Genomic DNA, 20,581 nt, shown 5'->3' on the forward strand with positions numbered 1-20,581 from the left:
TCACACCGCCAGGCCCGTCTTCGCCCCCGCCCCGCACAGCGGCACCACCGTGAGGCCGGGGCGCGGCGGGGCCGCCTGGACCGCGGCCCAGCAGGCCACGCCGGTGGATTCGACGAAGAGGCCGCGGCGGGCGAGGTCCCGCTGGGCGGTACGGATCTGGTCCTCCGTCACCGTCAGGAACGTGCCGCCCGTCGCCCGTACCGCGCGCAGGATCTGGTGGGCGCGGGGCGGGGCCGGGATCGCGATGCCCTCGGCGAGGGTGGGCCGGACGGGGACGGCCTCGCCCAGCTCCTCCGCGCCGGCGTGGAAGGCCGCCGCCAGCGGGGAGACGGCCTCCGCCTGGACGGCGACGAGGGCGGGGCGGTTGTCCGTGAGCCCGTGGCGGTACAGCTCGTCGAGGGCGAGGGCGGCGCCGAGGAGCAGGGTGCCGTTGCCCACCGGGACGACGATCGTGTCGGGGAGGCGTCCGCCGAGCTCCTCCCACAGCTCGTAGACGTAGGTCTTGGTGCCGTGCAGGAAGTACGGGTTGTACACGTGCGAGGCGTAGAAGGTGCCGGGCTCGTCGGCGGCCGCCCGCGCGGCGCGGGCCGTGGCCTCGCGGTCGCCGGGGACCTCGACGACCCGGGCCCCGTGCGCCCGGATCTGCTCCAGCTTCTTCGGGGAGGTGCCCTCGGGCACGTACACGAGGCAGTCGAGTCCGGCCCGCGCTCCGTACGCGGCGATCGCCGTGCCCGCGTTCCCGCTGCTGTCGGCGACGACCCGGTCGAGGCCGCCGGCCCGTGCGAGACGCAGGGCGTGGGCGGCGAGCATCACCGCGCCGCGGTCCTTGAAGGACAGGGTCGGCATGAGGAAGTCGAGCTTGGCCGAAACCGACCCCGATTCCCGCTCCATGAGGGGGACCAGGGGCGTGCGGCCCTCCCCGAGCGTCACCTCCGGCGCGTACGGCATCGGCGGCAACGCCTCCTCGTAACGCCACAACGAATTTCGTCGTGACGCGAGTGACGGGAGGGAAACCGGCCCACTCGCGAACTCCAGGTCCCAGGGGCCACGGCACTTCGGACAACACCAGGTGAGGGTGTCCGTGGGCGAGTGAACCTGGCAGCGGGGGCACACGTAGGCAGTCATGAAGATCAGCATGTCATCCGTGTGGCGAGGGTGTTGCGGGCTGCCGAGAGCCCTTGTGAGATTCCTATGGATCAGTCAATCTTTCGCTCGGCAGCCGAATGCGCGAGGCGGCGTGACGTCACATCGTCTTGTCATGTCCCTGCTAATCCCCCACAGCAACGCACCACCAATGAGGAGGACCCCTCACATGTCAGTGATGCGTGAATCACGACGTCGAATCGCCACCGCCGCGGCGATAGCCGTCACCGCCCTCACCCTCGGAACCCTCTCCACCCTCCCGGCCGCCGCCTCACCGGCCGCCCCGGAGGGTGTCATCGAGAACGCGGGAGTCGAAGGCACGATCGCGGGCAGCTACATCGTCACCCTCGACGAGTCGGCGCAGGCGGAGACCGCCAAGGGCCGGGCCGTAGCGGCCAAGTTCGGCGCGAAGATCAAGCGGACGTACACCTCGGCGCTCAACGGCTACTCCGTCGAGCTCTCCGAGGCGCAGGCGAGGAAGCTCGCGGCCGACCCCGCCGTGGCCTCCGTCGTCCAGAACCGCGTCTTCCACGTCGACGGCACGCAGCCCTCCCCGCCGTCCTGGGGCCTGGACCGGATCGACCAGAAGGCCCTTCCGCTGAACCAGAGTTACACCTACCCGGACACCGCCGGCCAGGGCGTGACGGCGTACATCATCGACACCGGTGTGCGGATCTCGCACAGCGACTTCGGCGGCCGGGCCTTCAACGGCTACGACGCCATCGACAACGACAACGTCGCCCAGGACGGCCACGGCCACGGCACCCACGTCGCCGGTACGGTCGCGGGCACGTCGTACGGCGTCGCGAAGAAGGCGAAGATCGTCGGCGTCCGCGTCCTCGACAACTCCGGCTCCGGCACGACCGAGCAGGTCGTCGCGGGCATCGACTGGGTCACGCAGAACGCCGTCAAGCCGGCCGTCGCCAACATGAGCCTCGGCGGTGGCGTCGACTCCGCCCTCGACACGGCCGTGCGCAACTCGATCGCCTCCGGCGTCACCTACGGCGTCGCCGCCGGCAACGACAGCGCCAACGCCTCCAACTACTCGCCGGCGCGGGTCTCCGAGGCCATCACGGTCGGCTCCACGACCAGCACCGACGCCCGCTCCAGCTTCTCCAACTACGGCACCGTCCTGGACATCTTCGCCCCGGGCTCCTCCATCACCTCGGCGTGGAACTCCAGCGACTCCGCCACCAACACCATCTCCGGTACGTCCATGGCGACCCCGCACGTCGTGGGCGCCGCGGCCGTCTACCTCGCCGGCAACCCGACGGCGACCCCGGCGCAGGTCTCCACGGCCCTGACCACCGCCGCCACCCCGAACGTCGTCACCAACCCCGGCAGCGGCTCCCCGAACCGGCTGCTCTACGTCGGCGGCGGCACCACCACCCCGCCCACCGGCCCGAAGTTCGAGAACACCGCCGACTTCGCCATCGCCGACAACGCGACCGTCGAGTCCCCGGTCACCGTCAGCGGCGTCACGGGCAACGCCCCCGCCGCCCTCCAGGTGCCCGTGAACATCGTCCACACCTACATCGGTGACCTCCAGGTCCAGCTGATCGCCCCCGACGGTTCGGCCTACACCCTGAAGGGCTTCGGCACCGGTGGCAGCTCCGACAACATCAACACCACGTACACCGTGAACGCCTCCTCGGAGGTCGCCAACGGCACGTGGAAGCTCCGGGTCACGGACAACGCGTCCATCGACACGGGCAAGATCGACTCCTGGGCCCTGCAGTTCTGAGCCCGACGGATCGTGAGTGATGAGGGTCGGTCGCCCGCGGGCGACCGACCCTTCCGTCATACGCCACGGGTACGATGCGCGACCGATCATTTGTTCGTGCCGTTCGCCCCGGACAGGAGCACCGTACCCGTGGAGCCGACCCCGCCGACCCCGCCGCCGCCCTCCCCTCAGGGAGGCCCGCAGCAGGGCGGATGGCCCGCCCCGGGGCCGTACACCTCGCCGGGGATGCCGTACCTGACGGGCCCCAACGCCGTCCCGTACGGGCAGCCTCGGCGTACCACCAACGGGCTTGCCGTCGGCTCCCTCGTCTCCGGCATCGTCTGCTGCCTGCCGCCGCTCGGTCTGATCCTGGGCCTCGTCGCCCTTCCGCAGATCAAGAAGCGGGACCAGGCGGGCCAGGGGCTCGCGATCGCGGGCATGATCCTCTCCGCCCTCAGCTGCCTGCTGCTCGTGATCGGCCTCGCCACCGGCGGCTTCAGCTCCGCCTGGAGCGGCTTCAAGAAGGGCCTGGACGAGGCGTCCCGCTCGCAGTCGGCGTTCTCCCTGAAGACCGGTCAGTGCTTCAGCGCCGACGGCGATCTGGAGGAGTACACGACGGACGTCACGGTCGTCGACTGCGCCCGTCCCCACGAGGGCGAGGTGACCGGCGGATTCAAGGTCACCGGTTTCGCCAAGTGGCCCGGCGAGGACGCGATCGACAAGATCGCGGAGAAGCGATGCGAGGCCGTCAACGCCATGTACGCGATGGACACATGGGCCGTTCCCGGCGACGTGTGGCTGTTCTACTACCTGCCGAGCAGCCAGAGCTGGCGCGCCGGCGACCGTACGGTGACCTGCACGTTCGCCACCGAGAAGCGGTCCTTCAGCGGGTCCGTGCGCTCCGACGCGAGCACCCTGGACGCCCACCAGCAGCACTTCCTGAAGACGGTCAACCCGATCGAGACCGTCATGTACCGCGAGCCGGACGACGGCCCGGACGAGGACTTCGCCGCCAACAAGGCGTGGGCCATGGAGCTGCTCTCGACGTTCGACGCGGCCTACACGGAGCTCGGGAAGCACTCCTGGCCGGCCGGCTCCACCGCCGCCGTCACCACCCTCCGCAAGGAGCTCGGGGCGTCCTCGAAGCAGTGGCTCGAACTGGCGACGGCCGCCGACGCGGCGGCCTACTGGGAGGCCTACGACGAGGCCTGGGAATCCGTCCCCGACAGCGCGGCCGCACGGACCGCGCTCGGCCTGACCGGCACCGCGCCGGAGGGCCCGAGCACCTCGGCCTGAGACCCCGCCCGAGCGGGGGTACGAGAACGGGGCCGGGTCTCCCTCGGGAGGCCCGGCCCCGTCGTGTGCGGACCGTGCGATGGGCCGGGAAGCGGCGGCCCGTGACCGACCGCCGCTCCCGGCACGCACCGCGAGCGGCGGGGCCGGTCCGCGGTTCAGGGGCTCCGGCCGCCGAGCGGGCGGCCGGAAGCGTCTTGCGTGGGTGTCAGCGCCTGGTCAGACCCCGGTCGATGGCGGTGATCAGCTCACCGTCCGGGGTGTCCCCGTCGAGGGACCAGACCATCGCGCCGCCGAGCCGGTTCTGCCGGACGTAGGACGCCTTGGTGCGCAGCACGGTCGGGTCGTCGTACGTCCACAGCGTGGTGCCGTCGAAGAGCCAGGCGTGGCCGTTGCGGTAGCCCCGGTGCAGCTTGTACGTCCCCGAATCCGCCAGCACCTTCAGGAACTTGTAGTCCTCCGAGCCGGCCGTCCAGGTCGCCGGGGCGGGGCCGGTCGCCGGCTGCCCGAGGCCGTCGCCGCCGCCGGTGACGCCGGTCCAGCCCTGGCCGTAGAACGGCATGCCGACCACGAGCTTGTGGGCGGGGGCTCCGCGCCGCAGCCAGGCGTTGACGGTCTGGTCGACGCTGAAGTCGTTCCTGGCGAAGAGCGCGGACTGCTGGGCGGTGGTCTTCTCGCCGGAGACGTGGAAGTCGTAGCCCTGGAGGTTCACGAAATCGAAGTCCCGCATGATCTTGGAGACTTCGAAGCCCGCGTCGATCTTGGCGGGCGCGGTGGGCACGTACGCGCTGAGCTCGTAGTGCTTGCGCTTCTTCAGCGAACGCCCGTACGTGTCGAGCTGGGTGCGGAACTCCCGTACCAGCTTGGTGAAGTTGGGCTTGTCCTCGGGGCGGATCCCGTTCCCGGGGTTGCCCTCCGAGCCCGGCCACTCCCAGTCCAGGTCGACGCCGTCGAAGATCCCGGCGGCGGCTCCGGCACCGCCGCGGGCGCCGTCGACGGGCAGGTTGCCCTTGATGTACGTGTCGATGCAGGAGGCGACGAGGGTCTTGCGTCCGGCCTCGGTGCGCACCGCGTCGGAGAAGTGCGCCGAGCCGCTCCAGCCGCCCAGCGAGATCATGACCTTGAGGCCGGGGTTCTTCGCCTTCAGCTCGCGCAACTCGTTGAAGTTTCCGGCCAGCCGCTGGTCGGCGGTGTCACCGACGCCGTCCACCGAGGTGGCGGCGTCGACGGGGCGCACGTAGTCCGCCCACGGGTCGGAGCCGGGCGCGTTGCCCATGAGGCACTTGCCATCCGAACCGACCACACCGAAGGCGTAGTTGATGTGGCTGAGCTTGGCGGCGGTGCCGCTCGTCTCCAGGTCCTTGACCTGGAAGTTCCGTCCGTAGATGCCCCATTGGGTGAAGTAGCCGATGCGCTTCAGCTCGGGCTTGTGCCCGGAGGGCTGGTGCGCGTCGGCGGTGGGGGCCAGGGTGGCGAGGAGACCGAGAGTGGCCGCGGCGGCGCCGAAGGTCAGCTTGGTCATGGCTCTGGGGCGCATGGGCTCGTTCCTGTGCGAGGCGGGATGGAGCGTGCGGATGGAGCGTGCGAGGGCTGCGCGCAGAGGGAGCGCGTGGAGGAAGCACGTAGAGGGAGCGCGCGAAGGGAGGCTGCGAAGGGAGGCTGCGAAGGGGGGCTGCGGTAGGCGTGCACGCAGGAACGTATTGGTCTGTACCAATGCGGGTCAAGGGGTTCGACGTGATCTCGCCGCGGCCTACCCGGGGTGACCGTGGGTAGCAAGAGGTGTGATCTCGGCGTCATCACTTCGAGTGAAACTTTGGCCCATGCTTGCGGATCGCGACCGTCGGTTGCCAGTCTGTAGCTGTAAGTCAACCTGAGGGGAGTGTCCAGTGACGTTCGGTGAGCAGCCCGCCTATCTGCGCGTGGCGAGCGATCTGCGGGAGAAGATCGCGAACGGCTCGCTTCCGCCGCATACCCGTCTCCCCTCGCAGGCACGCATCCGCGAGGAGTACGGGGTGTCGGACACCGTCGCGCTGGAGGCCCGCAAGGTACTCATGGCCGAGGGGCTCGTGGAGGGGCGCTCGGGCTCGGGCACCTATGTGCGGGAGCGCCCGGTGCCGCGCAGGATCGCCCGCTCCGGCTACCGCCCGGCGGCCGGGGCCAGCCCCTTCCGGCAGGAGCAGGCGGCCGAAGGGGCGCGGGGCACCTGGGAGTCGGGCAGTGAGCAGGAGGCCGCGAGCGCCGAGGTGGCCGAGCGGCTCGGCATCGAGCTGGGGGAGCGCGTGATGCGCACGCGGTACGTGTACCGGGACGGGGGCGAGCCCATGATGGTCGCCACCTCCTGGGAGCCGCTCGCCGTCACCGGCCGGACCCCGGTGATGCTGCCCGAGGAGGGTCCGCTGGGCGGCTGCGGTGTCGTCGAGCGGATGGCGGCCATCGACGTGGTCGTGGACAACGTGGTGGAGGAGGTCGGCGCCCGGCCGGGCCTCGCCGAGGAACTCCTGGCGCTCGGCGGGGTGCCGGGCCATGTGGTGATGGTCGTGGAGCGCACGTACTACGCGTCGGGACGGGCCGTCGAGACGGCGGACGTCGTGGTCCCGGCCGACCGCTACCGCCTCTCGTACCACTTGCCGGTGCGGTGAGGTCTCGGCCGTGAGGCGTCGAGGGCGGGCCTTCGGAGGCGAACAGTCGACGGTGAGGGCCGACGGTGAGGGCCGACGGCGAGTGCCCGACCGTGAGAGTCGACGGTGAGGGGGCGACGGTGGGGTGGGGTGGTCGACCGTTCGACGGGCCCCGATGTCCCGGCTGCTCGACCGCGAGTTGACGGGGCGTCGACTCGCGGCATCGCCTGGCGACCGCGTGCCGCCGTCGTCCGGGTGTGACCGGCTCCTGCACCTTCCTCGTCCGTCCCCGCGCGCCGGTCGGACGACGGAAACCCTCGTGGCGAACACGGTCGGGTCGCCACCCCCACCCCGGAGCCGGGTGGGGCTCGTCTCAGGCCCTTGAGGCACCGGGGGTATCGCGCCGGCGCCCGGCGGCCCCGCCGCGGCTGCGCCGAGCCGGCCGCCGACGACAGTCGCGAGGGCTACTTGCCGAGCTACGCCCCGCACGGTCGGGCCCGTCCCTGTGCCCGTACCGACCGTTCCCGGGGTGGCCCCGGGGCGTGGCCTTCAGCCTCCCTCCGTCGGTTCCCGGCCGATCCGTATCTCTTTGTGTAATTACGTATCCGCTGTGTGAAGGTCAGGCGTAAGCTCCGGCATATGCGGATTGCGGTTTCCCGGAGATCCTTAGCGGCCCCCGGACCGGCGGAGGGAGAAGCCTGATGGCCGAGAGCGGCCCCGTCCTCACCTGGCTCGTCATTCGGCAGGACGACAACGGCAACCGCTACCGGGTGGGGCGGTATGCGACCGAGGACGAAGCACAGAAGATCGCGGACAGCCTCGACGACCGCGGCCACAAGCAGCTCTACTGGGTCGAGCGCATCGGCACCCCCGCCCTCTGAGCCCGGCGGGCGCCGAAGGTGTCGGGCTACGCTCGCGCCCATGACGGAACGCACCACCGACCCCGCCACACCCCACGAGCCCGTCGTGGTCGTCGTCGCGGGCGCCCTGTACGACCGGGGGCGGCTGCTCGCGGCCCGCCGCAGCGCCCCCGTCGAGCTCGCCGGCCGCTGGGAACTGCCCGGCGGCAAGCTCGAACCGGGGGAGAGCCCCGAAGAGGCGCTGGTCCGAGAGCTGCGCGAGGAGCTCGGCGTCGAGGTCGAGCCGGGCGAGCGCATCCCCGGCGAATGGCCGTTGAAGCCCGGATACGTCCTGCGGGTGTGGACCGCCCGACTGCTCTCGGGTGAACCGCGCCCCCTGGAGGACCATGACGCACTGCGCTGGCTCGCCCGGTCCGAGCTGGACTCGGTCGACTGGCTCGACCAGGACCGCCCCGCCGTCGCCGAGGCCGCCCGGTGGCTCCCCGCGGCGCCCGGAACCGGAGCGCGCGACTGAGTTTCTACGCCGTTCGTGCCACCGTGCGCCCGCTGCTGCGCCCAGCGCGATATCTTGCCCCAAATGTGGGGTATGCCCTGATTGTCACGTTGAAAGAGGACGTGGGCCTTCCTGCTGACGCACGGCTGGGGAAGTGATCGGGTGTGATCGACACCGACGGCGACCGCGCCGAGTGGAACTTCCCGGCGGAGGCGAACGCCGTGCGCACGGCTCGGCACGCCGTGCGCGAAACCCTGAGGGCCTGGGAACTCGACTCGGCCCTCGGTGATGTGACCGTCCTGCTGGTCAGCGAGCTGGTGACCAACTCCCTGCGGTACGCGTCCGGGCCGATCGGAGTGCGGCTCGTCCGGCCCCGGTTCGACGGCGCGGACCCCGCTCACCAGCCCGCGCTGCTCGTGGAGGTTTCGGATCCGCTTCCGGATCCGCCCACCGAGCGCGCCCCCGGACCCGAGGACGAAGGGGGCCGCGGACTCGGTCTCGTGGCCTGTTCCGCACGCCGCTGGGGCACCCGTAAGGGAAGGACAGGCAAAACCGTATGGTTCGAGCTGGCTCTCCCTGGTGAGTAAACAGGGTGGGACAACGATCACCGGTACTCGGCGCGAGGCGAACGAGACCACCCTGTGATCGTGAACGTCGTGCCGTCGGGGCCTGCCGTATTGAATACTGCGGGCATGGCCGGTCCGGTGCGGTGAGCTGGAGGGGACGGTCGCGTGAGCGAGATACCTGAGAAGGCGAGTGGCGGCGTCGTGTGGCAGAGCAGCCCGCCCGGCTCCATCTATGACTACATCCGGGTGGCCTCCTTCTCCATCGGGCCCGACGGACTCGTCGAGCAGTGGAGCCGACGCGCCGTGGACCTCTTCGGGGTCACCGCCGAGGACGCCAGGGGCAAGGACCCCGTCGAGGCCTTCATGCCCGCCGACCTGCGCGAGCGCGGTCACCGGAGGGTCAGGGAGATCCTCGACGGCAAGGAGTGGACAGGCCTCGTCCCCTTCCGGATCCCCGGTGAGGACCGGCCCCACGGCATCGCCGAGATGTACGTGATGCCGAGCGAGACCCAGGCCGGGGAACGGGCCGCGCTGTGCATCGTCGTCGACGTCCGCGCCCTGCGCCGCATCGAGACGGACCTCGCCGCCTCCCAGGCGATATTCGGCCAATCCCCCTTCGGCTTTCTCCTCTTCGGCACGGACCTCACCGTGAAGCGCGCCAACCGACGCTTCGCCACCGTCTTCGGCGGCTCCGCCGACGACCACCGCGGCCGGACCGTCCACGACTACCTCAACCGGCCCGAGGCCGACCGGATGACCGCCGCCCTCCGGAGCGTCCTGGAGACCGGGGAGTCCGTCACCGACTTCGAGATAGTCGGCGCCGCACCCGGCGCCCGGGACCGCCGCCACTGGTCCATCAACCTCTACCGCGTGCACAGCGGCTCCGGCCGTCCGATCGGCGTCGCCGGGCTCGGCATCGACGTCACCCGCCGCCACAACGCCGCGAGGGAAGCCGCCAGCGCCCGCCGCAACCTCGCCCTCCTCAACGAGGCCGGCGCCCGCATCGGCAACTCCCTCGACCTGGAGTCCACCGCCCGCGAGTTGCTCGACGTCGCCGTCCCCGGCTTCTGCGACCTCGCCTCCGTCGACCTCTACCAGGGCCTGCTCACCGGAGACGAGGCACCGCCCGGCCGGTGGGGGAGCTCCCACGACGTCGGCTACGGGGCCGGCAGCGCCGAACTCCGCAGGGTCGCCGTCGCCAGCGCCGTCTCCGACACCCCCCTCAGAACCGACCAGGGCCACCGACCGGACAGCGGCTGCTGCGGAAGCGACCCCATCGAGGTCGGCGCCGTCCACCGCTACCCCTTCAACTCGCCGTGCGCCGGGGCCCTGCGCACCGGCCGCCTCCGGACCGTGCCCGGCGCCGACGGCGACCTGGTCCAGAGCACCCTGGTCGTCCCGATGGTCGCCCACGACACCGTCGTCGGACTCGTCCAGTTCTCCCGCGCCAAGGGCAGCGAGCCCTTCGGCGAGCGCGACCGTGCCCTCGCCGTCGAACTCGCCGCCCGCGCCGCCGTCTGCATCGACAACGCGCGCCTCTACCGCCGCGAGCACGAGCGGGCCCTGATCCTCCAGCGCAGCCTGCTCCCGCCCGGCGACCCCGAGGCGGCCGGGCTCGACATCGCCTGCCGCTACCTCCCCGGCACCGCCGCCACCGAGGTCGGCGGCGACTGGTTCGACGTCATCGAACTCCCCGGCCACCGCACCGCCCTCGTCATCGGCGACGTCATGGGCCGGGGCCTGCGCGCCGCCGTCGCCATGGGCGAACTGCGCACCGCCGTCCGCACCCTCGCCCAGCTCGACCTGGAGCCCGCCGAAGTCCTCTCCCACCTCGACGAGATCGCCCGCGGCCTCGGCGCCCCCATCGGCGCCCAGCAGTCCCGCGGCCACAAGTCCCGGGGCCCCGAACTCTCCGAGGTCTACCTCGCCACCTGCGTCTACGCCGTCTACGACCCGGTCACCCGCCGCTGCACCTTCGCCAACGCCGGACACCTCCCGCCGGTGCTCGTCGAACCCGGCGAAGAGGCCCTGCTCCTCGACGTGCCCCCCGGGATGCCCCTCGGGGTCGGCGGCGAACCCTTCGAGGAGGTCGAGGTCGAACTGCCGGAAGGCTCCCTCCTCGCCCTCTACACCGACGGACTCGTCGAATCCCGCGACCATCCCCTCGACGAGGGCCTGAGCGCCTTCCGGCGCGCCCTCACCGACCCGGCCCGCCCCCTGGAGGACGTCTGCGACCGGGTCCTCAACAGCCTGGAGACCGGGCACGGCGAGGACGACATCGCCCTCCTCATGGCCAGGATCCAGGGACTGCCCGCCGAAGCGGTCGGCGACTGGCAGCTGCCCAGGGAACCCCGATCGGTCGGCCGGGCACGGGAACTCGCCCGCACCCAGCTCAAGGCCTGGGACCTCGAACCGCTCGTCGACACCGTCGAACTCCTCGTCAGCGAACTCGTCACCAACGCGCTGCGCTACGGCGAGGGGGAGATCCGGCTGCGGCTGCTCCGCGACCGCACCCTCGTCTGCGAGGTCTGGGACGCCGGCCTCGTCCAGCCGCGCCGCCGCCGCGCCAAGGACACCGACGAGGGCGGGCGCGGCCTCCAACTGGTCGGCCTGCTCAGCTCCTCCTGGGGCTCGCGCCGCACCCCGCGCGGCAAGACCGTCTGGTTCGAACTGGCCCTGCCCGACGGCGAGGGTGCGGCGGAACCCACCGTGGAACAGCTCCTCAGCATGTTCTGACGCACGCCGCGCCCACCCGACCGCACGGCGGAGCCGACTCCCGGCCCCGCGGGCGACCCCGGCCAGGCGCCGGGTCAGCCCTTGAGCGCCGCCAGCCGGGCCTCGATCTCGGCGCTGTCGCCCAGCCCGTCCAGCTGCTCGAACTGGGCGTCCAGGGAAGAGGCGGCGAGCTCCTGCTTGCCCATCGCCCGCGCCTCCTCCCGGCGCACCTTGTCCTCGAACCGGCTCAGTTCGCTGGTCGGGTCGAGCACGTCGATGTTCTTCACGGCGTCCATCATCGTGTTCTGCGCCTGGGCCGACCTGGCGCGGGCCACCAGCTCGTCGCGCTTCGCCTGGAGTTCGCCGAGCTTGCCCTTCATCTGGTCGAGGCCGGTCTTGAGCTTCGACACCACCTCGGTCTGCGCGGCGATCGTCGGCTCCGCCGTCCGCGCCTCCTTCTCCGACTGGAGCTGGCGGCCGAGCGCCACCTTCGCCAGGTTGTCGAAGCGGTCCGCCTCCGCCGTCTGCCCACCGCCACGCAGCTCGTCGCCCTTCCGGCTGGCGGCCAGCGCCTTTTCGCCCCACTCCTTCGCCGCGTCCACGTCCTCCTGGTGGTCCTGCTCCATCAACCGGAGGTTGCCGATGGTCGCTGCCACCGCCTCCTCCGCCTCCGCGATGTTGTTCGAGTAGTCGCGGATCAGCTGGTCCAGCATCTTCTGCGGATCCTCCGCCTGGTCCAGCAGTGCGTTGATGTTGGCCCTCGCCAGCTGGGTGACCCGGCCGAGGATGGTCTGCTTGCTCATGGCTCTTCTCCTTGAGAGGGACGGAAAAGGGGTGGACGCGCGGCGCGGCGTCCTCAGAAACGGCCTCCGCCGCCCAGCCGGCCGCGCGTGCCGCTGCCGCCGAAGCTGCCGGGCCCGCCGCCGAAACCTCCGCCCCCGAAACCCCCGCCCGAACCTCCACCGAACCCCCCATGTCCGCCTCCCCTTCCCCCGCCGAACAGTCCGCCGAGGATGATGCCGCCGAGCACCGCACCGCCGAGCCCGCCGCCACCGCCCCCTCCTACCCCTGATACACCGCCCATGCCGTTCGGGTTCCCATAGGTCCGGACATCCTGCTCGGCGAGATCCTGGGCGCGCCGGGCGAGGGCGTCCGCCTGCTGGGCCTCCGCGAGGGCGGCCTGAGGGTCGTCGGCCTCCCCGAGCGAACGCGCCTTCCCCCAACGGCGCTGGGCCTCCGCGAGGCGCGTACGGGCCTCGCTGCCCACCGCGCCCCGATGGGTGGTGATGTAGTCCGAGGCCGCCCCGATCGCGGAGCGGGCCGTCAGCATCGCCTGGTCGAGGAGCGCGCGGGCGCGCCGGCTGCCCGATTCGCGCTCCCGCGCGCCCTCAAGGGCCTCGTCGAGCGCCGCGTCGGCCTCCTCGACCCGCCGCAGCGTGTCGAGCGGGTCGTACCGCCCGGCGTCCATCGTCCGCCGCACCTCCGCGAGCACCGATTCGGCGCGGGCGATCCGGCCCCGGAGGTCGGCCGTCGACACCCCTTCGGCGGTCCCCTGCAGCAGGCCGCGGGCGTCCGCCAGGTCGGCGTCCGTCTCCGACAGCGCACCCGGCAGCTTCCCGACCGCCTCGGCCAGTTCCTGCCCCCGCCGGTCCACGGCCTCGACCAGCCGCGCAGCCTGGTCCACGGCGCCCTCGGCCGCCCGGATGTGGACGGCGGCGGCGCCGTTGTCGCCGGCGTCGATCTGCTGGCGGGCCTGGTTGATGTGGGTCGTCGCGAAGACGAGCCGGTCCTTGGCCTGTTCGACGTCGCCGGCGACCGGTGCGGCGGCCGTCTCGGCGTACCGCTCCCGCATCGCGGTCAGCGCGGCCTCGGCCATGCCCATCTTCCCGGTCTGCTCCCGGAACGCGGCCTCGACGGTGTCCAGCGCCTCGGGCGCGGTCCGCTCCAGGGCCCGCAGCCGGTCGAAGTCCTCGCTCTCGGCGTCGAGGCGGGCGTTCGCCTCCGCGCAGCGGCGCAGGATCTCGTCCAGCATGGTCCGCCGGGTCGAGTCGTCCTCGGGGAAGGCGTCGTCGAGTTTCTGCCGCAGCCGGAAGGAGGCCGTCAGCTGTTCCTTGGCGAAGGCGACCGCCTCGGTGAAGGGGCGTACGGCCTCGTCGCCGAACTGGGCGGACGCGAAGCCGAGTTCCTCCTGGCTGGTGCGGACGGCGTCGTCGGTGGCGACCAGGGTCTGCCGGGCCTGCCCGTCCAACTCGTCGAGGGACGGCGGCGCGGGCTCCTTCGGGGCGCCCCAGCCCTGCCCGCCCTGCGGCGTGGTGCGGGTCTCGGTCCGCCGGCGCCGTTTGGCGTACGCGTAGGCCGCCACGGCCCCGGCGCCGCCGACCAGGACCACGGGCAGGACGAGATCGGTCGCCGAGGTGCCGTCGTCGACCGCGCCGCCCGGGTCGGCGGGCCCGGGGGTGATGGCCGGGGTGGGGACGGGCCGTCCGGCGAGGACGGCGGAGTAGCCGTCGGCCGCGCCGATCGCGGCGCCCGCCCAGTCGTTCTGCCGCAGCGCCGGTTCGATCGCGGTCTGGGCGACCTCGTCGAGCTGGGCCTGGGTGAGGCGCGCGTCCGGGTCGGCGGAGTAGCCGTACTGGCGGTCATGAGTGGCGACGGCGAGCAGGACGTCGTCGAGCCCGAGGCCGTTGCGCTCGGCCGTGGCGTCGGCCCAGGCCTGCCCGGTGCGGCCGGAGAAGTCACGTACGTAGACGACGAAGAGCTGGATCCGCCGCTCGTCGTAGAGCCGGTCGAGGGCCTGGGCCACGGAGGTGCGGCGGTCGCCGAGGGCGTCCACCCGGTCGGTGATCTGCCCGTCCCGGGACAGGACGACGGGGTCGTCGGCATGGGCACCGTGAACGGCGGGCACGAGGAGCCACCACGCCGCCACCAGTACCGCGAGAAGGGCTCGGGTGGCTATTCGCGTCACAAAGGGGAGGTTATGTCCGCATATGCCGCTGCGCGACCGGACGACCCGGCTCCGCGACCGGACCCCCGGCGACCGAGCCGCCCCGATGACCCGGGCCGGGCGGAAACCATTCTCCACAGCCCTGCGTCACTGTCAGTAGCCGCCGCTACGGTGTGAAGCGGTGGGAGCAGTGACACGACGGCACGAGGGGGGCTCGGGTGAGTGGACGACTGAGGAGGATGTGGCGACGGGGGCGCTGGTTCGTGCTGGGTCTCGTCCTGGTTCTCGTGGTGCCCCCGCTGTTCGGCGCGCTCGCCCTGCGCGTCAACTACGCGGGCGACCTCAGGGGGGACGCGAAGACCCGGGACAAGGACGCCATCTGGCTCGGCCACGCATGGGTCGACGGCCGGAAGAAGGACGCCGACCTCGCCGCGTTCGCCGCGCGCATCAAGGGCACGGGCATACGCGACCTGTACGTCCACGCCGGACCTCTGGAGCACGACGGCACTCTGCCCGCCGCCAAGTACCCGCGGGCGAAGTGGTTCATCGACGCCGTGCACCGCACGATGCCCGGGATACGGGTGCAGGCGTGGCTCGGTGACGTCCTGGCCAACGACGGACCCGACGGACTGCACCTCGACAAGGCAGAGTCCCGGGCCGCCGTCGTCACCTCGGCCCGCCAGATCCTGGACGTCGGCTTCGACGGGGTCCATTTCGACCTGGAGCCGCTGCTCTCCGACGACGCCGACTACCTCTCCCTCCTCGACGACCTCGGAGAGGTCACCCGGCCGCGGAAGGCGCAGCTCTCGATCGCCGCCCACCAGATCGACCCCCTGCCCGGTCTGCACTCGGCCAACAGCCTGCTCACCGGGAAGGAGAAGTGGTGGTCGCAGGAGTTCTTCGGCCAGGTCGCCCGGCGCGTCGACCAGATCGCCGTCATGTCGTACGACACCTGGATGCCGCTGGAGAGCCTGTACGGCGGGTACGTCGCCCAGCAGACCAGCCTCGCCCTCGAAGTGACCCCCGAGTCGACCGACCTCTTGATGGGGCTCCCGTTCTTCCACGAGGACGACCTCGGCCACCACGAGAACGCGGAGACCGTCGAAGCCGCGGTCCGGGGCGTCCGACTCGGCCTCGGCCGCACCGACGCCGACCGCGCACGGTTCGGCGTCGCGCTGTACGTCGACTTCGCCGCGGAGGAGGGCGACTGGGCGGCCTACCGCGCCGGCTGGCACTGAGGCCGCGAGAACGACCCCGCGCACGGACCCCGCGGGCACGGACCCCGCGCACGGGACACCCGCGCACTGGACGACGTCATGCACGGGACCCCGCGCGCCGGGTGAGGACGGGCCGGAGGAGGATGGAGTCGTCGGCGCGTTCGCGGCGCCGCGCACTGGGGGAGTACGCCATGACAAGCCGTCTCTTGATGCCGTTCCGGACCGCCGACGTGGGCCCGGTACCCGACGCGGAGACCACCGGGTCGACCCGGCCGACGCCGATCCTGGACCTCGCGCACCCCCGGGTCGCCGCGCTCGTCACCCGGGTGCGGCGCGCGGCGGACGAGCGGGGCGCGGTGACGGACCGCGCCCGTCTCCGGACCGCCCACGGGATCATCACCGCCGCCGTACGGCCGGTGTACTCCGTCGAGGACCTGCGCCGGGTGTCGCGGACGCTGCGGCTCGGGCGCGGCTCCTGCAGTCAGCGCATGGCGGTCCTGGAGGCGGTGGCCCGGTCGCTCGACGTGCCCACGCGGGTGCGGGGACTGCTCGTCGACGGCGCCTTCTGGTACCCGCGCTTCCCGAAGCTGCGCCCGTTCGTGCCCGAGGAGGTGCTGCTCGCCTGGCCCGAGTTCCTGCTGGACGACACCTGGGTGCCGCTCGCGGAGCTCTTCGCCGGTCAGGACAGCGGCCCCGCCCCGGCGGGCGGTTTCACCAACACCGGTCCCGAGACCCTCTTCGAGGCCGTGGCCCGGACCACCGTCGACTGGGACGCCCCGGCCGCCTGCGCCGGCTCCGCCCCCTGTGACCTCTCGGCCCACCTGCGGACGGACCTGGGCCGCTTCACCTCGCGCGACGAGCTGTTCGCCCGCCACGGCCAGACCCTGTGCCTCCCCGCCCGCACCCTCGCCGAGCCGGTTCTCGGCCGCTGGAGCGCGGGCGCGGGCAGTGCGGGCGCGGACACCCCCGGTGGCGGCCGGGGCCCGGAACCCCTCAGCTCTTCCGCCGCCTGATCGTCTTCCCGAGCCACACCAGCGGGTCGTACTTCCGGTCCACGACCCGCTCCTTCAGCGGGATCAGGGCGTTGTCGGTGATGTGGATGGACTCCGGGCACACCTCCGTACAGCACTTGGTGATGTTGCAGTAGCCGAGTCCGTGCTCCTCCTGCGCCGTCCGCCGCCGGTCGAGCCCGGCCTCCTCGGCCGCGTCCAGCGGGTGCATGTCGAGCTCCGCGACCCGCATGAGGAAGCGGGGCCCGGCGAAGGCCGCCTTGTTCTCCTCGTGATCGCGCACCACATGGCAGGTGTCCTGACACAGGAAGCACTCGATGCACTTCCTGAACTCCTGCGAGCGCTCCACGTCCTCCTGCCGCATCCGGTACTGGCCGGGGGCCACCCCGGCGGGCGGTACGAAGGCAGGGATCTCCCTGGCCTTCGCGTAGTTGAAGGACACGTCCGTGACCAGGTCGCGCACGACCGGGAAGGCGCGCATCGGGGTCACGGTGACGACCTCGTCCCGGGCGAACACCGACATCCGGGTCATGCAGAGCAGCCGTGGTCTGCCGTTGATCTCGGCCGAGCACGAACCGCACTTGCCCGCTTTGCAGTTCCATCGCACCGCGAGATCGGGCGTCTGGGTGGCCTGCAGGCGGTGCACGACGTCGAGGACGACCTCTCCGTCGTGCACCTCCACGGTGTAGTCGGTCAGCTCGCCGCCGTCGGCGTCTCCCCGCCACACCCGGAACCGCGCGTCGTACGTGCTCATGCTCCGAGACCCCCTTCCAGCTCGTCCTCGGCGAGGTACTTGGCCAGCTCCTCCTGCTCGAACAGCGCGAGCAGGTCGGGCCGGATGGGCTCCGTGCGGGTCCGTTCGAGGGAGATGCCGTCGCCGTCGAGGTGGCACAGCAGGTTCACCGGTCGCCAGGCGCGGTCCATCACCGGGTGGTCCTCGCGGGTGTGCCCGCCCCGGGACTCGGTGCGTTCCAGGGCGGCGAGGGCCACGCACTCGCCGACGAGCAGCATGTTCCGCAGGTCCAGGGCCAGGTGCCAGCCGGGGTTGAACTGCCGGTGGCCCTCGACCGAGAGGTGCCGGGCCCGCTCCCGCAGGGCGGCGATCCGCTCCAGGGCCTCGGCCATCTCGCCTTCCCGCCGGATGATCCCGACGAGGTCGTTCATCGTCTGCTGGAGCTCCTGGTGCAGGGTGTACGGATTCTCCGGGGCATGCCCGTCGGGGGAGCCGAACGGGGCGAGCGCCTCCGCCGCCGCGGCCTCGACGTCCCCCGGCACGATCCCGCCGCCTACCCCCGACAGCGCGTACTGCGCCGCGTACAGACCGGCCCGCCGGCCGAAGACCAGCAGGTCGGAGAGGGAGTTCCCGCCGAGCCGGTTGGAGCCGTGCATGCCACCGGCGACCTCGCCCGCCGCGAAGAGCCCGGGCACCCCGACCGTCGCCGCCGTCTCCGAGTCGACGGCGACCCCGCCCATCACGTAGTGACAGGTCGGCCCGACCTCCATGGCCTCGGCCGTGATGTCGACGTCGGCCAGCTCCTTGAACTGGTGGTACATCGAGGGCAGCCGCCGCTTGATCGTCTCGGCCGGCATCCGGGTCGACACGTCCAGGAACACCCCGCCGTGCGGGGAGCCGCGCCCCTCCTTCACCTCGGAGTTGATGGCCCGCGCCACCTCGTCGCGCGGCAGCAGCTCGGGCGGGCGCCGGTTGTGGTCGGGGTCCTCGTACCAGCGGTCGCCCTCCTCTTCCGTCTCCGCGTACTTCTCCTTGAAGACATCCGGGACGTAGTCGAACATGAAGCGGCGGCCCTCGGAGTTCCGCAGGACCCCGCCGTCGCCGCGGACGGACTCGGTGACGAGGATGCCCTTCACCGACGGCGGCCAGACCATGCCGGTCGGATGGAACTGCACGAACTCCATGTTCACCAGGGGCGCGCCCGCGAGCAGGGCGAGTGCCTGCCCGTCGCCCGTGTACTCCCAGGAGTTCGAGGTGACCTTGAAGGACTTGCCGATGCCACCGGTCGCGAGGACGACCGCGGGTGCCTCCAGGACGAGGAAGCGGCCGCTCTCCCGCTCGTAACAGAAGACCCCGGAGACCCGCCCGTCGCCGTCCTTGAGGATCCGGGTGACGGTGAACTCCTGGAAGACCTTCAGACGTCCCTCGTGGTCGCCGGTCTCGCGGTGGTCCTCCTGCTGGAGGCCGACGGACTTCTGCTGGAGGGTGCGGAGCAGTTCGAGGCCGGTGCGGTCGCCGACGTGGGCGAGCCGCGGGTACTCGTGGCCGCCGAAGTTGCGCTGCGAGATCCGGCCGTCCGGAGTGCGGTCGAAGAGCGCGCCCCAGGTCTCCAGCTCCCAGACCCGCTCGGGGGCCTCCTGGGCGTGCAGTTCGGCCATCCGCCATTGGTTGAGGAACTTCCCGCCGCGCATGGTGTCGCGGAAGTGGGTCTTCCAGTCGTCCTGCGGGTGCACGTTGGCCATGGAGGCGGCGATGCCGCCCTCGGCCATGACGGTGTGGGCCTTGCCGAAGAGGGATTTGCAGATGACGGCCGTACGGGCGCCCGCACGGCGTGCCTCGATCGCGGCCCGCAGCCCGGCGCCGCCCGCGCCGACCACGACCACGTCCCACTGCTCTCGCTCGACGTGCGTCATCTCAGAAGAACCTCGGGTCGTCGAAGGTGCCGGTGGCGAGCAGGTACACGTACAGGTCGCAGAGGGCGACGCTGATCAGGGAGGACCAGGCGAGGAGCATGTGACGGGCGTTCAGCCGGCCCACCCAGGTCCACAGCCGGTAGCGGACGGGGTGCTTCGAGAAGTGCTTCAGCCGTCCGCCGACGATGTGCCGGCAGGAGTGGCAGGAGAGCGTGTACGCCCAGATGAGGGCGATGTTGACGAGGAAGAGGAGCGTTCCGAGCCCCGCGTGGCCCCAGTCGTAGTCGGCGTTCCGGAAGGTGAGCACGGTGTCGTACGTGAGGATTCCGGCCACCGGCAGCGCCGCGTAGAAGAAGTACCGGTGGAGGTTCTGCAGGAGCAGTGGGAAGCGGGTCTCGCCGGTGTACGTCCGGTGGGGCTCGGCGACCGCGCAGGCCGGCGGCGCCGCCCAGAACCCCCGGTAGTACGCCTTCCGGTAGTAGTAGCAGGTCAGCCGGAAGCCCAGCGGGAAGACCAGGATCAGCAGGGCGGGCGAGAGCCCCCACCAGCTGCCGAAGATCTCCCAGTTCGGCCCGCCCCTCATGGGGACGCAGTTCTCCGCCAGGCAGGGCGAGTAGAACGGCGAGACGTAGGGGGCCGCGTAGTAGTGGGCGTTGGCGAAGGCCCGCCAGGTCGAGTAGGCGACGAAGGCGAGCAGTCCGGCGGCGGTGACGGCGGGGGAGAGCCACCAGCGGTCGGTGCGCAGATGACGGGCGGCGATGTCGGCGCGCCCCGGAGAGCGCACCCCTGTCGCGGTTCCGGGCGGTTCCGTACCTGTGGCCAACAGGCCCTCCTGGGGTCGGCTCCTACGGTCGGAGGCCGCCGACGCCGGCGGCCTCCGGGCGTGTGGCGGTCACGGCGCGTGGCGGTCGCGTGCTCCCAGCCCCTCGTCGTCCGTGTCCGTCCACAGCCCGCTGTCGTACGGGGTGTCGGGGATGGTCACCAGGCTCTCGGCGCGTCCGGAGGCCGGTACGGCGGGTGCGCCCCGCTCGGCCGTGATGGAGCGCTCAAGCTGTCCGACGGTGCGGACCAGGTCTTCGAGGCAGCGCTTGACGGCCGCCAGATCGTCCTGAACGGACATGGTTGCCCTCACTTCCGCGAGCGGCTTCGGCAGGAGTGTCGCGCGTCACATTCCCGCTTGGGAAGCCATGTGCACCGGATTCCACTCGTCCGGAGCGCTCCTTCTCCGGCGGTTGGGCCGCACGAGTGGGGTTTTCCGGACGTGCCGCCGTGTTGCCGTGGCCGGATCCGCTCCGTCCTTTTCAGTGTATGAGCAATAGGTGTGATCATCTCCAAATGGAATGAATCTGGACG

The 20,581-nt window shown here is 71.7% G+C and carries 17 protein-coding genes; 9 read left to right on the forward strand and 8 right to left on the reverse strand.

Annotated features, from left to right (window positions below; all coding sequences use genetic code 11):
- On the reverse strand, window positions 1-1,137 hold the full coding sequence (locus OG514_RS18760) for a threonine synthase (protein WP_266896165.1): 1,137 nt from the start codon (window positions 1,135-1,137) through the stop codon (window positions 1-3).
- A 175-nt stretch (window positions 1,138-1,312) separates the two neighbouring features.
- On the opposite strand from OG514_RS18760, the gene OG514_RS18765 reads away from it, so the two are divergent.
- Together OG514_RS18765 and OG514_RS18770 are read left to right on the forward strand one after the other, a co-directional pair.
- Window positions 1,313-2,887 (forward strand): S8 family peptidase, encoded by a 1,575-nt coding sequence (locus tag OG514_RS18765; RefSeq protein ID WP_266896167.1) that lies wholly within the window; start codon window positions 1,313-1,315, stop codon window positions 2,885-2,887.
- Window positions 2,888-2,983: 96 nt separating this feature from the next.
- Window positions 2,984-4,162 (forward strand): DUF4190 domain-containing protein, encoded by a 1,179-nt coding sequence (locus tag OG514_RS18770; protein ID WP_266896169.1) that lies wholly within the window; start codon window positions 2,984-2,986, stop codon window positions 4,160-4,162.
- A gap of 205 nt (window positions 4,163-4,367) precedes the next feature.
- On the opposite strand, the gene OG514_RS18775 is transcribed toward OG514_RS18770, so the two are convergent.
- A complete protein-coding gene (locus OG514_RS18775; protein ID WP_266896171.1) occupies window positions 4,368-5,696 on the reverse strand; it encodes a glycoside hydrolase family 18 protein in 1,329 nt (442 codons plus the stop codon).
- Window positions 5,697-6,045: 349 nt separating this feature from the next.
- On the opposite strand from OG514_RS18775, the gene OG514_RS18780 reads away from it, so the two are divergent.
- From OG514_RS18780 to OG514_RS18800, 5 genes are all read left to right on the forward strand, one after another.
- A complete protein-coding gene (locus tag OG514_RS18780) occupies window positions 6,046-6,798 on the forward strand; it encodes a GntR family transcriptional regulator (protein ID WP_266896173.1) in 753 nt (250 codons plus the stop codon).
- A gap of 680 nt (window positions 6,799-7,478) precedes the next feature.
- Window positions 7,479-7,658 (forward strand): SPOR domain-containing protein, encoded by a 180-nt coding sequence (locus OG514_RS18785; protein ID WP_266896175.1) that lies wholly within the window; start codon window positions 7,479-7,481, stop codon window positions 7,656-7,658.
- A gap of 40 nt (window positions 7,659-7,698) precedes the next feature.
- Window positions 7,699-8,151, forward strand: coding sequence for a (deoxy)nucleoside triphosphate pyrophosphohydrolase (locus tag OG514_RS18790; RefSeq protein WP_266896177.1), 453 nt, complete (start codon window positions 7,699-7,701; stop codon window positions 8,149-8,151).
- 143 nt (window positions 8,152-8,294) lie between these two features.
- Window positions 8,295-8,717, forward strand: coding sequence for an ATP-binding protein (locus tag OG514_RS18795; protein ID WP_266896179.1), 423 nt, complete (start codon window positions 8,295-8,297; stop codon window positions 8,715-8,717).
- 144 nt (window positions 8,718-8,861) lie between these two features.
- Window positions 8,862-11,432 carry a SpoIIE family protein phosphatase gene (locus tag OG514_RS18800; protein ID WP_266896181.1) on the forward strand — a complete coding sequence of 857 codons (2,571 nt, stop codon included), beginning with the start codon at window positions 8,862-8,864 and terminating at the stop codon, window positions 11,430-11,432.
- 74 nt (window positions 11,433-11,506) lie between these two features.
- On the opposite strand, the gene OG514_RS18805 is transcribed toward OG514_RS18800, so the two are convergent.
- A complete protein-coding gene (locus OG514_RS18805; RefSeq protein ID WP_266896183.1) occupies window positions 11,507-12,214 on the reverse strand; it encodes a PspA/IM30 family protein in 708 nt (235 codons plus the stop codon).
- A 53-nt stretch (window positions 12,215-12,267) separates the two neighbouring features.
- Window positions 12,268-14,376 carry a TPM domain-containing protein gene (locus OG514_RS18810; protein WP_266896185.1) on the reverse strand — a complete coding sequence of 703 codons (2,109 nt, stop codon included), beginning with the start codon at window positions 14,374-14,376 and terminating at the stop codon, window positions 12,268-12,270.
- Window positions 14,377-14,594: 218 nt separating this feature from the next.
- On the opposite strand from OG514_RS18810, the gene OG514_RS18815 reads away from it, so the two are divergent.
- Together OG514_RS18815 and OG514_RS18820 are read left to right on the forward strand one after the other, a co-directional pair.
- Complete coding sequence (locus OG514_RS18815; RefSeq protein ID WP_266900890.1) at window positions 14,595-15,593, forward strand: hypothetical protein; 999 nt, start codon at window positions 14,595-14,597, stop codon at window positions 15,591-15,593.
- 170 nt (window positions 15,594-15,763) lie between these two features.
- Window positions 15,764-16,585, forward strand: coding sequence for a transglutaminase domain-containing protein (locus OG514_RS18820; protein ID WP_266896187.1), 822 nt, complete (start codon window positions 15,764-15,766; stop codon window positions 16,583-16,585).
- On the opposite strand, the gene OG514_RS18825 is transcribed toward OG514_RS18820, so the two are convergent.
- The 4 genes from OG514_RS18825 to OG514_RS18840 all read right to left on the reverse strand — a co-directional run bounded on the left by OG514_RS18825 (window position 16,566) and on the right by OG514_RS18840 (window position 20,348).
- Complete coding sequence (locus tag OG514_RS18825; protein ID WP_266896189.1) at window positions 16,566-17,336, reverse strand: succinate dehydrogenase/fumarate reductase iron-sulfur subunit; 771 nt, start codon at window positions 17,334-17,336, stop codon at window positions 16,566-16,568. The genes OG514_RS18820 and OG514_RS18825 overlap by 20 nt on opposite strands.
- On the reverse strand, window positions 17,333-19,228 hold the full coding sequence (locus tag OG514_RS18830) for a fumarate reductase/succinate dehydrogenase flavoprotein subunit (RefSeq protein WP_266896191.1): 1,896 nt from the start codon (window positions 19,226-19,228) through the stop codon (window positions 17,333-17,335). Before OG514_RS18830 ends, OG514_RS18825 begins: the two co-directional genes overlap by 4 nt.
- Before the next feature lies 1 nt (window position 19,229).
- Window positions 19,230-20,051, reverse strand: coding sequence for a hypothetical protein (locus OG514_RS18835; RefSeq protein ID WP_266896193.1), 822 nt, complete (start codon window positions 20,049-20,051; stop codon window positions 19,230-19,232).
- A gap of 69 nt (window positions 20,052-20,120) precedes the next feature.
- Window positions 20,121-20,348 carry a hypothetical protein gene (locus OG514_RS18840; RefSeq protein ID WP_266896195.1) on the reverse strand — a complete coding sequence of 76 codons (228 nt, stop codon included), beginning with the start codon at window positions 20,346-20,348 and terminating at the stop codon, window positions 20,121-20,123.
- Window positions 20,349-20,581 lie beyond the last annotated feature (233 nt).

Origin of the sequence: Streptomyces sp. NBC_00572 (genome assembly GCF_026341815.1) — a bacterium.
Classification (GTDB): Bacteria; Actinomycetota; Actinomycetes; order Streptomycetales; family Streptomycetaceae; genus Streptomyces.